Genomic DNA, 15,685 nt, shown 5'->3' with positions numbered 1-15,685 from the left:
CGACGTAGGATGGAACTCGTGACACGACTGCTTCTCGTCGAGGACGACTCGGCCATCGCTGAACCACTCTCCCGGGCACTGGACCGGGAGGGCTACACCGTCACGCGGGCATCGCGGGGCATGGACGCGCTCGCGATCGCCGCCGGGCCCGACCCGATCGACATGGTCATCCTGGATCTCGGGCTGCCCGATCTGGACGGCCTCGAGGTGGCTCGGCGCCTGCGCAAGGGCGGGCTCGAATCGCCGATCCTGATCCTCACCGCACGGGCCGACGAGGTCGACGCCGTGGTGGGACTCGATGCCGGAGCCGACGACTACGTCACCAAGCCGTTCCGCCTCGGGGAGCTGCAGGCCCGCATCCGGGCCCTCATGCGGCGCTCGCAGGCGGTGGAGGAATCCGGCGACGCCTTCGACGTCAACGGAGTCTCCCTGGACGTCTCGGCCCGCCGCGCCTACGTCGACGGCGAGGAGCTGAGCCTCTCTGCCAAGGAGTATGACCTGCTGACCGTGCTGGTGCGCGAGTCGGGCAGCGTCGTCACCCGCGACGACCTCATGCGCGAGGTCTGGGGCGCTGAATGGTGGGGCTCCACGAAGACCTTGGACATGCACATCTCGTGGCTGCGCCGGAAGCTCGGCGACGACGCCACGAACCCGCGTCGCATCACCACCGTGAGGGGTGTCGGTTTCCGTTTCGAGACCGGCGCGGAGAACTGACGCGTGTGGCAACGGGTGCTGCAGGCCACGATCATCACCGTGGTCCTCGTCGTGCTGCTGCTGGGCATCCCGCTGGGCTGGTCCTGGCTGCAGCTCGCTGAGCAGAGGCTCTCCGCACAGGCCAACGGAGTCCTGGACGAGGCGCGGGTCGTCACCGAGACCCAGCTTGCGGATGATCGGCCGCTCGACGAGGCGATGCTGCAGGCCATCGTCGACCAGCAGACGGATCTGGACATCCAGATCGTCGTGACTCTCGACGATGGTGACGTCGTCACCGCCGGGGAGCCACCCGGTCCAGATCCGCTGTTCGTCACGGCCTACGGCTCCGAGCAGCAGCAGATCGTCGTCAACATCCCGAAGTCCGATGTACGCGCCCATACGGCCAGTGCCTGGGTGCTGCTCGTCGTCGCCGGCCTCGCCGCCCTGTCGATCGGGGCGTCCGTCGCCCTCTGGCAGGCCCAACGGATCTCCATGCCCCTGGCCCGGTTGAACCGGCGCGCCGAGGAGATGGGCTCGGGCCGGGCCCGCGGGCCGTGGAACACCTCGGGGATCTCCGAGATCGACGACGTCGCCGAGGAGCTCATCCGCTCCGGCGCGATGCTCACCGAGCGCCTGGAGGCCGAGAGCCAGCTGGCGTCGGACGCCTCGCACCAGCTGCGCACGCCCCTGACCGCGCTCTCGATGCGCCTGTACGAGATCCTCGCGACCAGCTCCGAGGAGTGGGTGCGCGAGGAGGCCCGCATCTCCCTCGAGCAGATCGACCGCCTCACCGAGGTGGTCCATGACCTCATCAATGCCCCGCGCTCGTCCTCGCGTCGTACGCCCGGCGTGGTCGAGCTGCGCGCCGTGCTCACGCAGCAGAGCGAGGAATGGTCCCCGGCCTACCGCCGGGCCCAGCGCGAGCTGCGCATCCAGGTGCCGCGCAGCGCCGCCGTCTGGGGATCGATCGGACCCCTCACCCAGGTCATCGCCACGCTCATCGAGAACGCCCTCATGCACGGTGACGGCCGCACCACCGTGAAGGTGCGCCGGAACGACCACTCCACCGTCATCGAGGTCACCGACGAGGGAGGCGGGATCGACCCCGATCTCGGCACCCGCGTCTTCGAGCGGTCCGTGTCCGGTCGCAGCTCCTCAGGCACCGGCGTGGGGCTCGCGCTGGCACGCACCCTCGTCGAGGACGACGGCGGGCGGCTCGAACTGCTCACCGAGACCCCCGCGAAGTTCGGCGTCTTCCTGATCACCGCGCCCGGCGAGGACAGCCCGGGCGAGCAGGACGGGTCCGCCGGGAACGTTGGCGATCTCGAGACGCTGCCCCAGGGGTCCGTGGTGCGGCGCCGTCCGCGCTCGCGCGCCTGATCCTCGTACACTGGCCGCCGTGTCCGAGACTCCTCAGCCCCTCCCTCCTTCTGCCTCCTCCGGTCTGCCCCACGAGGCGGACCGGTCGCACGGGGTGAATCAGTCCCCCGGGGCGGATCAGCCCTCTGGGGCACGCCGCGTCGGCATCGTCGGGGCGGGCCAGCTGGCCCGCATGATGCTGGGCCCCGCGATCGAGCTGGGACTGGCCACGCCGGTGCTCGCCACCGATCCCGCGGAGAGCGCCGCGGCGGTCGCCGGGCAGGTGCTGCTGGGCCGTCACGATGACGCGGAGGCCGTCCAGGCCCTCGCCGACGAGGTCGACGTGGTCACCTTCGACCACGAGCATGTGCCTGCCGAGATCCTCCAGACGATCCTCGGCGACGGTCGCGCCGCCGTGCGTCCCGGCCCTGCGGCCCTCGTCCACGCCCAGGACAAGCTGGTCATGCGCGAGCGCCTCACCGCGCTGGGCCATCCCTGCCCGCGCTGGTGGCGGGTCCGTTCCCCGGAAGAGCTCTCCGCCGCGCTCGGCGATGCCGGGGGCCGCCTCGTGGTCAAGACCCCGCGCGGCGGATACGACGCCCATGGGGTGCGGGTCGTCGACGATGCCGCTCAGGTCGCGGACTGGTTCGAGGAGCACGGCGACCTCCTCGCCGAGGAGCTCGTGCCCTTCACCCGGGAGCTCTCCGCCCAGGTGGCCCGCCGGCCCGGGGGAGAGGCCGTCGCCTATCCCGTCGTGCACTCGGTCCAGAAGGACGGGGTCTGCTACGAGGTCGTGGCGCCCGCCGCCGGCCTCGAGTCAGCAGACCAGGAGCGCATCCAGGCTCTCGCCCTCGCGATCGCCGAGGACCTCGACGTGGTGGGCATGCTCGCGGTCGAGCTGTTCGAGACGGCGGACGGCGCGATCAGCGTCAACGAGCTCGCCATGCGCCCCCACAACACCGGGCACTGGTCCATGGACGGCGCGGTGACCGGCCAGTTCGAACAGCACCTGCGGGCTGTCGCCGACCTCCCCCTGGGTTCGACCGCCCCGGTCGCCCCGGTCGCGGTGATGGTGAATCTGCTCGGCGGGACCGCCACCGATCTCGCCCCCGGGGTCCACGCCGCACTCGCCGCCGATCCGGAGCTGAAGGTCCATCTGTACGGGAAGTCGGTGCGTCCCGGCCGGAAGATCGGCCATGTCACGGTGGTCGGCCAGGACGTCGAGGAGCTCCTCGAGCGTGCCCACCGCGCCGAGCACCTCATCATCGACGCATCCGCATCCGCATCCGCATCCGCATCCGCATCCGCATCCTCATCCGCATCCGCATCCGCAGACCCTGCAGCACCGACGAAGGAGACCCGATGACCGAGACCACGCCCCGCCCCCTGGTGGGCATCGTCATGGGATCCGACTCCGACTACCCGGTCATGAAGGCCGCCGAGGAGGCCCTCGCCGAGTTCGGGATCGCCGTCGAGGTCGATGTGCTCTCCGCCCACCGCATGCCCGAGGACATGATCACCTGGGGCCGCTCCGCCGCCGAGCGCGGGCTGCGCGTGGTGATCGCCGGCGCCGGCGGCGCGGCGCACCTGCCCGGCATGCTCGCCTCGCTCACCCCGCTGCCGGTGATCGGAGTCCCCGTGCCGCTCAAGCACCTCGACGGCATGGACTCGCTGCTGTCGATCGTGCAGATGCCCGCCGGGGTTCCGGTGGCGACGGTCTCGATCGGCGGGGCACGCAACGCGGGACTGCTGGCGGCCCGGATTTTGGGTGCCGGCAGCGATGTGGAGGCCGTGGCGCTGCGCGAGAAGATGGTCGACTTCCAGTCCGAGCTGCGGGAGATCGCGGTCCGCAAGGGCGAGACCCTGCGCTCCTCACGCTGAGTCGCTGACCCACCGAGTCACTGACATCGGCCGACAGCGACAGCGTCAGGACACCGCCAGCGACAGGACACCGACGAGGAGATGCCGACGGAGAGAAGGTCCGGTGTCGTTCCGGTGAACTCGCACGGCGATATGAACAACAGCTCGTCGAGACCGACGAGCTGCTCCAGGTCCCGGCGGGGTCCTCGCGGTATCGTCGAACCCATGAATGACACACCCGCCTACCGGGTCGCCCCGGGGGCCGACATCTCGGATGATGCGACGATCGGCGACGGCAGCTCCGTCTGGCACCTCGCGCAGGTGCGCGAGGGTGCCCGGCTCGGCACGGACTGCGTGATCGGCCGCGGCGCCTATATCGGCAGCGGCGTGCAGATGGGTGATGGCTGCAAGGTCCAGAACTACGCGCTGGTCTACGAGCCCGCCGTGCTGGCCGACGGCGTCTTCGTCGGCCCCGCGGCCGTCTTCACCAACGACCACTTCCCGCGAGCGGTCAATCCCGACCTCACCCCGAAGTCCGCCTCGGACTGGGAGCCGGTGGGAGTCACCTGCGAGACAGGCGCCTCGATCGGCGCCCGCGCCGTCTGCGTGGCCCCCGTGACCATCGGTGCCTGGGCGATGGTCGCCGCCGGCGCCACCGTGGTCAAGGACGTCCCGCCGCACGCCCTCGTCGCCGGGGTGCCCGCCAAGCGCCTCGCCTGGGTTGGACGCTCCGGGGAGAAGCTGGTCCCCACCTCGGACGGCACCGACGCCTGGGTGTGCCCCACCACCGGCGAGTGGTACATCCCCGATGACTCCACGGGCGGGCTGCTGCTCGCCTCCTCACCCCTTGCCGACGCCCCGCGCCCGGCCCCCCTCACCGATCCCGATGGACAGGATGGACTCCCCGCATGAACAGCGAACTCACGATGATTCCGCCGGCGAAGCCGATCATCGGCCAGGAGGAGCGGGACGCGGTGGATCGTGTCCTGGCGTCGGGCATGGTGGCGCAGGGTCCGGAGGTGGTGGCGTTCGAGGGGGAGTTCTCGACGGCGCTGGCCGGTGGCCGGGAGGTCGTGGCGGTGAACTCGGGGACCTCGGGTCAGCATCTGGGGATGCTGGCGCTGGGTCTGGGTGCGGGTGATGAGGTCATCGTGCCGTCGTTCACCTTCGCAGCGACGGCGAACACGGTGGCTGTGTGTGGGGCGACGCCGGTGTTCGTGGATGTCGATCCCGAGACGTTCACGGTGGATCCTGCGGCGATCGAGGCTGCGATCACGGAGCGCACGGTGGGTATCCAGCCGGTGCATCTGTATGGCCATCCGGCACCGATGGATCAGATCATGGCGATCGCGGCGAAGCATGAGCTGTGGGTGTTCGAGGATGCAGCGCAGGCGCATGGTGCGACGTGGCAGGGCGCCCAGGTGGGCACCTTCGGGCAGGGCGGCATGTTCTCGCTGTATCCCACGAAGAACATGACCTCGGGTGAGGGCGGGATGGTCTCGTGCTCGACCCCGGAGCTCGCGCGTCAGGTGCGGCTGCTGCGCAACCAGGGCATGGAGAAGCAGTATGCGAACGAGGTCGCCGGGTTCAACAACCGGATGACCGATATCCATGCGGCGATCGGTCGGGTCCAGCTGGGCAAGCTGCCGGCATGGACGGCGACGCGGCAGGAGAATGCGGCGTTCTTCGATGCGAATCTGGCCGGGGTGGTGACGCCGGTGGTGCGTGAGGGTGCCTCGCACGTCTACCACCAGTACACGATCCGGATCGAGGGCGCGTCGGCGGCGGAGCGGGATGCGTTCGCGACCGCTCTGCGGGAGGAGCATCAGGTGGGGTGCGGGGTGTATTACCCCACGCCGGTGCACCGCTTGGCGACGTTCCTGACGGAGGTGGATCTGCCGGTGACGGAGATGCTGGCGCGTGAGGTGCTGTCGTTGCCGGTGCATCCGAGCATCACGGAGCAGGATCGGGATCGGATCGTGGCGGCTGTGAACACTGTGGCGAAGGCGGGTGCGTGAGCATGGGGAAGAATCTGCGGGCCGGTCTGATCGGTCTGGGCATGATGGGTCGCCATCACGCCCGTAATCTGCAGGCTCTGGAGGGCGTCGACCTGGTGGCGGTGGCGGATGCCTATGGCGATCCGCATGGGGCGGCGCCGGATCTGGAGGTGCTGCCGGATGTGGAGGCGCTGATCGCGGCGGGCATCGACTATGCGGTCGTGGCGGTGCCCACCCAGTTCCATCGGGATGTGGCGATGACGCTGGCGAAGGCCGGGGTGCACACCCTGGTGGAGAAGCCGCTCGCGTTCGACATCGGCGAGGCCGAGGAGATCGCGACCGCGTACGAGCAGGCCGGCCTGGTGGGCGCGGTGGGCTATATCGAGCGGTACAACCCGGCGCTGCAGGCCATGCGCAAGCGCATCGCCGACGGCCAGCTGGGCGAGATCTACCAGATCGTCACCCGCCGCCAGGGCGGGTTCCCCGCCCGGATCGCCGACGTCGGCGTCGTCAAGGACCTCGCGACGCACGATCTGGATCTGACGGCCTGGGTCGCCCAGTCGCCGTACGCCTCGGTCGGGGCGACCTCGACCCGTCGCAGCGGCCGCGAGGACGAGGACATGGTCTCCGTGACCGGCCGCCTCGAGGACGGCACCATCACCAACCATCTCGTGAACTGGCTGTCCCCGTTCAAGGAGCGCGTCACCGTCGTCACCGGCGAGAAGGGCGCCCTGATCGCCGACACCCTGAACGCGGACCTCACCTTCCACGCCAACGGGGAGGCGACCACGAACCTGTGGGAGTCGATGGCCTCCTTCCGCGGGGTGAGCGAGGGCGACTCGATCACCTACTCCCTGCAGCGGCAGGAGCCCCTGGCCACCGAGCATCAGGCGTTCCGCGATGCGATCAACGGGGACGCCTCCAACATCGTCACCATGCGCGAGGGGCTGCACACCGTCCGCACCGTCGAGGCTGTGCTGGAGAGCGCACGCGAGGGCACGGTCGTGTCCTTGGATGGACCCGCCGGTGAGCGCTGACGTCGGACGGCTGACCCAGGACCTGATCCTCGCCGGATCACGGGCCGTGCGGCACGTCCCCGGGGCGGTCGGCGGCCTGGGGACGTATTTCGTCGCCCTCGACGAGCTCGCGGCCGGTCAGGAGAGCCACGACTGGAGGCGTGACGAGAAGATCCTGATCACGCGAGCGGATCGGGCCCTGGAGCGCCGACGTATCACGTCGGCCGTGCGGTGGTTCGACAAGGCCCTGCGCGTCGCCTACCACCCGACCCTCCACATGGGCGCCGAGTCGCCGCTGGTCGAGGACCCGGAGGCGTTCCTGCGCCCCCTGCGCGCCTCCCGGACCGGTCAGGTCCTGCTGGAGTCACCGATCCCCGAGGGCACGGCCCCCCGGCGACCGGGACCGCGCTCCGGCGAGGGGGCGAGCGGAGACGGGGAGCAGGTGGTCCATCTGCTGGTGATCGCGCAGCAGAACTGGACGTTCCTGCGCCCGCTGCTCGACGCCCTGCGCGAGACGGGCCGCTTCGAGATCCTCGAGTTCGAGGTCGACGGTCTGCCCGAGACGGACCGGCCCGACCGGGAGCGCATCCTGCGCGCCCGCTACGACCTGGTCACCGAGGGCCGCAGGATCCCGACCCCTGAGCGATTGGTCGAGGCCTACGAATGGGCCGACGTCGCCTTCGTCGAGTGGGGCCATCACATCCTCAGCTGGATCACGATGCTGGATATGGCCCCTCGCCGCCTCGTCGCCCGCTATCACCGCTTCGAGGCGTTCACGCCGTTCCCCCTGCTGCACGACCACTCCGTGATCGATCACCTGCTGCACGTGTCCCCGCCGATCCGAGGGCTCGTCACCGCGATCGCGCCCGAGTCCACGTCAGTCCCCACAGACATCGTGGGCAACCTGCTCAGCCGCGGTCTGGGCGCCGTCTCCGACGCGCCCCGGGACACCCGGGTCATCGTCCAGGTGGGCTGGAACCGCGAGATCAAGGACGTGCTGTTCTCCCTCGACCTCATCGAGCGCCTGCACCGGGAGGATCCGGCCTACCGCCTCAAGCTCGTCGGCCCCGGGCTCCCGGATCTGCCGGCCGAGGACACCCCGTACCAGAGCAGGGTGCGCCAGAGGCTCGCCGCCCTGCCCTCCGGGGTGGTCGAGCAGCTCGGCGTGCGCCGGGACGTCCCCGAGATCTTCGCCGCGGCCGGGGTCGTGCTCTCGTCCTCCTTCGGTGAGGGGACGCACGAATCCGTGATGGAGGGACTGGCGACCGGCTGCCCCGCCGTGGTGCGCGACTGGCCGCATGCCCGCGACTACGGAGGTGCGTCCTCGATCTACCGGGAGCAGTGGGTGGTGCCCGACGTGGAGACCGCCGCGCAGCGCATCCGGGAGCTCCAGGACCCGGGACGCTACGCCGAGGAGTCTGTGGCCGCCCGCGAGTGGGCTGTCCTGCATCGCAGCCCCGAGCGTGTGGTCGACGACTACGACCACGCGCTCCGCGCCTCGAGGTGCTGATGACGCACCACCGCTGTGCGGGGCCCCGAGGGGCGGGACGATGAGCTGGATCCTCCCGGTGCTGGTCGCCTGGGCGTTCCTCGCCCTGCCGGGATATGTGATGCTGCGGGCGCTCGATGTGCAGGTCTCCCTGCGCTGGGGCTGGGCACCCGCCGTGACCGTGATCCTCGCTGTGCTGCTGAGCACGTTCTTCTCCCTGTTCGGCATCCCGTGGCATCCTCTGACCGTCGTGGCCTGCGTGACGATCCTCGCGGCCGTGGCGGTCCTGCTCCGACGCCTGCATCGGCGCCGTCAGCCCGGACAGCACCGCAGCGGCCAGCCGCCTCGGACGGGCGACCCGCTCCGGAACCCCACAGCGCACGTGGTCACCAGCGGGGGCGTGGTGCTCGCCGGGCTGGCCGTCGTCGCCTCGTCCTCACGCCGGATGGGAGGCATCGAGACCCTCCAGGGCGGCTACGACGCCTTCTTCCACCTCTCCGCGATCGCCTTCATCCGGGATTCCGGCGATGCCGGACTCACCACCGCCCTGACCCCGATCTACGGTGAGCCCACCTTCTATCCGGTGATGTTCGACGCCCTCGCCGCCCTCCTGCCGTTCAGCACGGTGACGAGCGCGAACGCCATGGTCCTCGCGGTGCTCGCCGCCCTGCCGGCCGCGGTCGCCGCGATGGTCGCGAGCGTTCTCGGGCCGCACCGTGCGCTCCCGGTCGCGGTGACCGCTGGTGCTCTTGCCTCCACGCTGTTCCTCAGTACTCCCGCGATGGCCCTGGTCATGGGCCTGTGGCCGACCGTCCTCGGGGTCCTCTGCCTGCCCGTCGCCCTCGCCTCCGCCCTCCACCTCGCGGACGACCCCCGCCGCACCGTGGGTGTCTGGCCGGCGCTGGGCCACCTCGCCGTGATCGTCGGGGCCGCCCTCGCTCACCCGGCGGTGTTCTTCTCCGTCGCGGTGGCAGCGGGTATGGCCCTGCTGGTCCGCGGGTCGCAGCGGATCGTCCAGCGCGACGACGTGCGCCGGGGAATCGTCCAGCTGACCCTGGCACTGCTCTCGGCCTGCGCGGCAGTCGCCCTCTCCGCGACGATGCTCAACGGGATGAATATGACCGGACCGAGCCCGCTGCCGCTGCGCGACGTCCTGCGGCAGATCCTCGTGGACTCTCCCCGGATCCCGGTGATCGGTGATCCGATCTGGCCAGTCGCCGTGGTGATGCTGCTCGCGGTGATCGGAGCCGTCGCGGGCGCCCGGCACCGTGAGCCGACGACGCTGACCGCCGGCGTCGGCACGCTGGTCTGCCTCGGCCTCTCCCTGGCCACCGAACTGCCCGGCGCGCTCAGCGCGGCTCTGGTCAACCCCTGGTACGGGGCTCGCGAGCGGATCGCCCCGCTGCTCATGTGCATGCTCGTGATCCTGGCCGCCCGCGGTGTGCTCGCGGTCGTCGCCCTGTCGAGGGCCCGACGCCGACGCGCCCAGGCGATCCTGGCGCCCCTCGCCCTCGGCGCTCTGCTGGTCACCGTGGCCGTCGCACTGATCGTCCCGCAGCGGCTGCCTCTGATGGGGTCCCTCGCCTACACGGCGTACGGCGTGCACCTCGCCCCGTACGACACCCAGCAGGAGCGGGACTTCATCGAACGCACGGCGGCCGAGCTCCCGGCGGACGCGGTCGTCCTCGCGGACCCGCGCGACGGCGCGACGCTCTACTGGTCCATCGGCGGTGTCACCACGGTGTTCCCGACCCTCGCGACCCCGCAGACCAGCGACAGCCGGATGCTGGCGGCCTGGTACATGAGTGCCGACGAGGACGAACGGGTCTGCGCCGCCTATCAGCGACTCCACCCCACCCACCTGTACCGTGACACCTCGGAGCACTCCGGCGTCGCCCTGAACCCGGAGGCCTCGGCACCGTGGGACGGGCTCCGCGAGATCCCCGACTCCCTGCTGACGCCCGTCGCCGGCGAGGGACCCTATGCCCTGTACGAACTGGAGGCTCCATGCTGACCCGACCGGAAGAGGACGAGCTGTGAAGCAGACGCTCAGGATCGTGCGGCGCACCCTCTCGGTGCTGCCGGCGAACTCCCGACGGTTCCTGGTGACCTTCGGCATCGTGATGAGCCTGCTGGCCCTGCTCGACGTCGTGGCGCTCGGCGCGATCGCCATCGTCATCCCTGGACTGACCAGCCCTGACCAGTCGGTGACGATCCCGGTCGTCGGCTGGGAGCTGCACTCCTTCGAGGAGATGATGTGGCTGGTCGGGGTGTTCGTCGTCCTCATCATCGTCAAGAGCTTCCTGAACCTGCTCACGATCCGGATCGCCACCCAGCGCTTCGCGCAGCACGAGGTCTCGATCGGACAGACGCTCTTCCGCTCGTACATGTCCGCCTCGTGGGTGGACCGGACGTCGAAGTCCACGCAGGAGATCATCCGCATGGTCGATTCCGGCGTCGCCGCCGTGGTCGCCAATGTGCTGATGCCGTCGATGACGGTGGTCGCCGAGTTCGCGACGATCACGGTGATCGGCGTGGGGCTGCTGCTCCTGGACTGGCAGACCGCCCTGGCGACCTTCGCCTACCTGGGCCTGATCGCGCTGGTCCTCTCGCGGGTGATCAGCCCGCTCGCGGTGAGCAACGGCGCCGCCAACCGGGACAACTCGATCGCGGTGGTCCGGCTGCTCGGCGAGGTGCTCGCGGCCCTCAAGGAGCTCACCCTCAAGGGCAACGAGAAGCAGGTGACGGACATCGTCGCCGACCGTCGTTCGGCGGCGGCACGCACCCGCGCCTTCGCGCAGTACTACAACCAGATGCCGCGTTTCGTGCTCGATGCCGGGCTCGTGGGCGGGTTCGTCGTGGTCGGCGGAGCCGGCTACCTGGCCGGGCTCCCGGACAACGGGGCGGCGTCCGCGATGACCTCGGTCGCGCTCTTCGCCGTGGCCGGCTTCCGCCTGGTGCCCTCCCTGACGCGCTTCCAAGCGACCCAGAACCGCATCCTGACCAACGCGGCCTTCGCGGACTACATCATCGACGACATCGAGTTCGCCCGCACCGCCGTCGAGCGCCAGGACGCCCCGGACACCGCGACCCTGGACAGCGGCCTCCACGACATCGTCTTCGACGACGTCACCTTCACCTACCCCAGCCGGGAGGAGCCGGCGATCCGCGGGGTCTCCCTGCGCATCCCCGCCGGATCCGCGGTCGCCTTCGTGGGCACCTCCGGAGCCGGCAAGTCGACGCTCGTGGACCTGCTCCTCGGACTGCTCACTCCCAGCAGCGGCACGATCCTGGTCGACGGCACCGACATCACCACGGTGCTGCGCCAGTGGCGCTCGACCGTCGGCTATGTGCCCCAGGAGGTCGCCCTCTTCGACGTCACCGTGGGGGAGAACGTCGCACTGACCTGGGACCCGTCCGACGTCGACGAGGAACGCGTGAGCACTGCCCTGTCCCGGGCGCAGATGCTCGGCGTGATCGAGGACCGCCCGGGAGGCACCCAGGGACGGCTGGGCGAGCGGGGGATGACCCTCTCCGGCGGCCAGCGCCAGCGGATGGGGATCGCCCGTGGCCTGTACGCGGAGCCATCGGTGCTGGTTCTCGACGAGGCCACCAGCGCCCTGGACACCAAGACCGAGGCCGCGGTGACCGCTGCGATCCGCAACCTCGGCGGGGACGTCACCACGATCACCGTCGCGCACCGCCTCGCGACGATCCAGCATTGCGACATCGTCTTCTACATGTCCGAGGGCGAGATCGCCGCCTCGGGGACCTTCGACGAGGTCGTCGCCGCCGTGCCCGCCTTCGCCGAGCAGGCCGCACTGGCAGGGCTGGGCCGCTCGCGCGGCGCCGTGGCGGTGCCCGAGGAGGACGCGGAATGACCTCGCTGACCATCGTCTCGTTCTCGACGCTCGCACGGGACCCCCGCGTCCAGCGCCAGATCGACCGCTTCGCGCAGGAGTACGAGGTCACGACCGTCGGGTTCGGACCGACGCCGCACCCCGCCGTGCGCCACATCGAGCTGCCCGAGAACACCCGGGCCTGGCCGAGCAGCAAGAAGTACCTGCTCACCCGTCGCTTCGGCCACGCCTACTGGGACATGAGCGCCGTTCGGGCCGCGCGCACCGCCCTCGAGGCCCACGTCGGCCAGGCGGATATCGTGCTCGCGAACGACGTGAACACCCTGCCGCTCGCCCTGTGGCTCGCCCCCCGCCAGGGCATTCACGCCGACCTCCATGAGTACGCGCCCCGCGAGAAGGAGCACGTGCGCACCTGGCGCTGGTTCATCGCGCCGTACCAGCGGTGGATCTGCCGCACCTGCCTGCCCCGGGTGGACTCCGTGACCACCGTGTCCCCAGGGCTCGCCGCCGAGTACGAGCGGGAGTTCGGCGTGGTGCCTGAGGTCGTCACGAACGCCGCCGCCTACGAGGACCGGGCGCCGCGCCCCACGGGGCAGCGGATCCGGCTCCTGCACACGGGGGTCGCGCGCGCGAACCGTCGGCTGGAGTCCATGGTCGACGCGATGCGCGGAGCCCCTGAGGGCATGACGCTCGACTTCATGCTGGTGCCCAGCGAGCCCGGCTACATCGAGGCCCTGCAGGAACGTGCACGGGACCTCCCGGCGGTCCGCTTCCGTGATCCCGTTCCCTACACCGAGCTGGTGGACGCCGTCGCCGAGTACGACCTGTCCATCGTCGTGTTCCCGCCCACCACCTTCAACCTCGAGCACAGCCTGCCCAACAAGCTCTTCGAGGCGGTGCAGGCCCGGGTGGGCGTGCTGGTCGGACCGTCGCCGGACATGGCGGACCTGGTGCGCGAGCACGGGATCGGCGACGTGCTGCCCGGGCCCGATGCGGAGTCGCTGGGCGCTGTCCTGCACAGCCTGGACGCGTCGCGGATCGACCGCTTCAAGCAGGCGGCGGACGCCTCGGCCTCGGCGCTCTCGGCCGAGGTCCAGATCGAGGCGTGGGCGCGTGCTCTGGAGCGGATCAGCGCCCGCTGACCGCTCCCTGCAGGCGGGGCAGGTGACGCACCGCGAGGGACGCCGCCATGAAGCGCAGCGGGGCCTCGCGGTCCAGCACGAACCGCGGTTCACGCGGGATGAGGGTCGCCGGTCGCCCGTGATGGCGGCGATCCTGCGCCGCGGCGATGAGCTCGGTCGCCGGGACCTCGGGGTTCAGGCAGGCGTCGACGAGTCGACGATCCGCACGGGACAGCGGCTCCAGGCAGCCGGGCGCCCGAGCGATCACCTCGGCCGTGATGGCCGCCAGATCGGTGCGCTCCCGCGAGGTCCAGATGGCCGGATCCTCGCGGTAGAACACCGCCCCGAAGACGTGGATGCGCAGCAGCTTCGTCCCGATCGAGCGGCGAGCCGCCGCAGGCAGCGCCGCGAACCATCCGGCGTCGAGCAGGTCCGGGAAGAATCCGAGCTGCTCCTGCATCGGCCGCACCACATAGGTGACGCGGTCACCGGCGTCCTCCCCGATCACGTAGGCAGGACCACCCCGGTCGTAGGCGGTGCGCCAGGTCGCCATGAGGCGCGTGACCATCGCGACGTCGCCTCCGATGGTCGCCCCTTCGACGAGCTCGATCCCGGTGGACTCGAGCAGCGAACGGCGCATCAGGCCCAGCGGTGCGGACCGGTAGCTCAGGCGATCGGCGACGAGGTCCACCAGTCCCCGACGGTATGCTCGCACCGCCGGCGTCGGGACCCCGGCGGTGGCCGATCCGAGTGCCAGGCGGGTGATCACGAAGTCCGCCCGGGTGCTCTCCTGGACCGCGAGCCATGAGCGGACCGCCCCGGGAGCGAGGGTGTCGTCGGACCCGAGGATCGCGACGAACTCGCTCCTGCTGGCCCGGATCCCGGCGTTGAACGGCCCCGAGGCCGAACGGTAGGAGTCGTGATGCTCCATCAGTCGCACCCGGTCGCGGTGCTCCGGGCGGATCACTGCGGCGATCTCGGCGGCCGCGATGTTGTGGCAGACCACGGTGACGCCTGCCAGCTCGCCGTTCCCGTCCAGGACCGAGGCGACGGCGCGGCCCACGGGACGCTCCGGGGTGTGGCAGGCGATGATCACATCGACGACCGGGCCGGCAGTCGGGTCTCCTGCGCCATCGGTGCCCGGGGCACCTGCTGCCCGTGCGGCACCCGTCGACCCTGCGGCGTGGTGGTCGCTGCTGCCGTGGAGCAGGAGCTCGTACTGATCGCGGTAACCGGCTGCGACGGTCCGGGTCGAGAAGCTGTCGCCGATGGTGTCGGCGATCTCCTGGGCCCCGAGGTTCCGGGTCCGCGCATCGACCTCGAGCACGGCGTCGGCATAGGCATCGGCGTCCTGCTCGGCGACCAGGGCTCCGACCTGCGGCTGGACATACTCGCCCTGTCCGCCGGTGGCGCCGAGCACCACGGGGCGGCCGGCGACGATCGCCTCCGCGGCGGAGACGAAGAAGTTGTCCGCCTTGGTGGGGCCGAAGAACAGATCGGCGCGGGCGAGTGCCGCACGCACCTCGTCGCCGGGAACGCTGCCGGCCAGGACCAGGCGCTCGGAGACACCTCGCTCCGCCGCGCGGCGCACGGTGTCCTCCCGCAGCGGCCCGTCCCCGAGCCACTCGAGCCGCGCGTCGACCCCGCGCTCGACGAGACGGGCGAGCACGTCGACGGCCAGCAGCGGGTCCTTGCGATCGATGAGCCCGCCGGTGGAGACCAGGCGCAGGGAGCCGTCACGTCGGTCGCGGCGCGGGACGACCTCGCCGGGCTCGACGATGCAGGGGACGATCGCGGTGGGTCGCGCGGCGCGCACCTCGCGGATCGGCGCGGCGAGGAAGTCGCAGACGGCGGTCACCCGGTCGGGCAGCGACAGCAGGTGACGGAGCACGGGGAGCCCGAGCTGGGCGGGCCGGGGGAGCGTGGCCGGGGTGGTCAGCGCGGACCAGTGCTCGGTATGGATCCACGGCACGTCCGGGCGGCGCAGCGCGAGGGGGAGTAGCGAGGAGAACGCCATCGAGTGCACGGCGTCGGCGCCGCGCACCGCGTGCTCCAGGGCGCGAGATGCTCGGAGGACCTGGTCCGGCCGCTTGGGGTCCATCGGGATGCGCAGCACGTCGATCCCGTCGTGGACGAGACGGCGGCTGCCGTCATCGTCGGCCGGCGGCACGAGGTGGATCAGCCGGACGTCGGCATGCCGGGCGATCGCCAGGGTGTCGCGGACCACGAAGGATCCCCGGGACGGGGCCACATCGGTGGGGAACCAGGTTGTGATGACCGTGATGCGCAC

The 15,685-nt window shown here is 70.9% G+C and carries 12 protein-coding genes; 11 read left to right on the top strand and 1 reads right to left on the bottom strand.

The genetic code is table 11. The annotated features are described in order from the left end of the window. The first annotated feature begins 18 nt into the window (after positions 1-18). The 11 genes from INT49_RS09175 to INT49_RS09125 all read left to right on the top strand — a co-directional run bounded on the left by INT49_RS09175 (position 19) and on the right by INT49_RS09125 (position 13,416). On the top strand, positions 19-714 hold the full coding sequence (locus INT49_RS09175; protein ID WP_319021564.1) for a response regulator transcription factor: 696 nt from the start codon (positions 19-21) through the stop codon (positions 712-714). Between the two features lie 3 nt (positions 715-717). Then, positions 718-2,073: an ATP-binding protein gene (locus tag INT49_RS09170; protein ID WP_193117430.1), complete on the top strand. Its 1,356-nt coding sequence runs from the start codon at positions 718-720 to the stop codon at positions 2,071-2,073. Positions 2,074-2,245: 172 nt separating this feature from the next. Continuing rightward, a complete protein-coding gene (locus INT49_RS09165) occupies positions 2,246-3,418 on the top strand; it encodes a 5-(carboxyamino)imidazole ribonucleotide synthase (RefSeq protein ID WP_193117480.1) in 1,173 nt (390 codons plus the stop codon). Then, complete coding sequence (purE, locus tag INT49_RS09160; protein WP_193117429.1) at positions 3,415-3,933, top strand: 5-(carboxyamino)imidazole ribonucleotide mutase; 519 nt, start codon at positions 3,415-3,417, stop codon at positions 3,931-3,933. The genes INT49_RS09165 and purE overlap by 4 nt, the downstream gene beginning before the upstream one ends. A gap of 204 nt (positions 3,934-4,137) precedes the next feature. After that, positions 4,138-4,824, top strand: coding sequence for an acyltransferase (locus tag INT49_RS09155; RefSeq protein WP_193117428.1), 687 nt, complete (start codon positions 4,138-4,140; stop codon positions 4,822-4,824). Then, positions 4,821-5,930 carry a DegT/DnrJ/EryC1/StrS family aminotransferase gene (locus INT49_RS09150; RefSeq protein ID WP_193117427.1) on the top strand — a complete coding sequence of 370 codons (1,110 nt, stop codon included), beginning with the start codon at positions 4,821-4,823 and terminating at the stop codon, positions 5,928-5,930. The genes INT49_RS09155 and INT49_RS09150 overlap by 4 nt, the downstream gene beginning before the upstream one ends. Before the next feature lie 2 nt (positions 5,931-5,932). Further along, positions 5,933-6,946 (top strand): Gfo/Idh/MocA family protein, encoded by a 1,014-nt coding sequence (locus tag INT49_RS09145; protein WP_193117479.1) that lies wholly within the window; start codon positions 5,933-5,935, stop codon positions 6,944-6,946. Next, positions 6,936-8,435 carry a glycosyltransferase family 4 protein gene (locus tag INT49_RS21545; protein ID WP_193117426.1) on the top strand — a complete coding sequence of 500 codons (1,500 nt, stop codon included), beginning with the start codon at positions 6,936-6,938 and terminating at the stop codon, positions 8,433-8,435. Before INT49_RS09145 ends, INT49_RS21545 begins: the two co-directional genes overlap by 11 nt. 40 nt (positions 8,436-8,475) lie before the next feature. Further along, positions 8,476-10,428 carry a DUF6541 family protein gene (locus INT49_RS09135; protein WP_193117425.1) on the top strand — a complete coding sequence of 651 codons (1,953 nt, stop codon included), beginning with the start codon at positions 8,476-8,478 and terminating at the stop codon, positions 10,426-10,428. 22 nt (positions 10,429-10,450) lie between these two features. Then, positions 10,451-12,295 (top strand): ABC transporter ATP-binding protein, encoded by a 1,845-nt coding sequence (locus INT49_RS09130; protein WP_193117424.1) that lies wholly within the window; start codon positions 10,451-10,453, stop codon positions 12,293-12,295. Continuing rightward, the gene (locus tag INT49_RS09125) at positions 12,292-13,416 is read left to right on the top strand and encodes a glycosyltransferase (RefSeq protein ID WP_193117423.1); all 1,125 of its coding nucleotides are present in this window, start codon (positions 12,292-12,294) and stop codon (positions 13,414-13,416) included. Before INT49_RS09130 ends, INT49_RS09125 begins: the two co-directional genes overlap by 4 nt. Here INT49_RS09125 and INT49_RS09120 read toward each other — a convergent pair. Beyond that, positions 13,403-15,685, bottom strand: coding sequence for a glycosyltransferase (locus tag INT49_RS09120; protein ID WP_193117422.1), 2,283 nt, complete (start codon positions 15,683-15,685; stop codon positions 13,403-13,405). The genes INT49_RS09125 and INT49_RS09120 overlap by 14 nt on opposite strands.

The sequence above is a fragment of the Brachybacterium tyrofermentans genome, from assembly GCF_014897585.1.
In the GTDB taxonomy this organism is placed as follows: Bacteria; Actinomycetota; Actinomycetes; order Actinomycetales; family Dermabacteraceae; genus Brachybacterium; species Brachybacterium tyrofermentans.
This window is presented reverse-complemented; position numbering and strand designations above follow the sequence as displayed.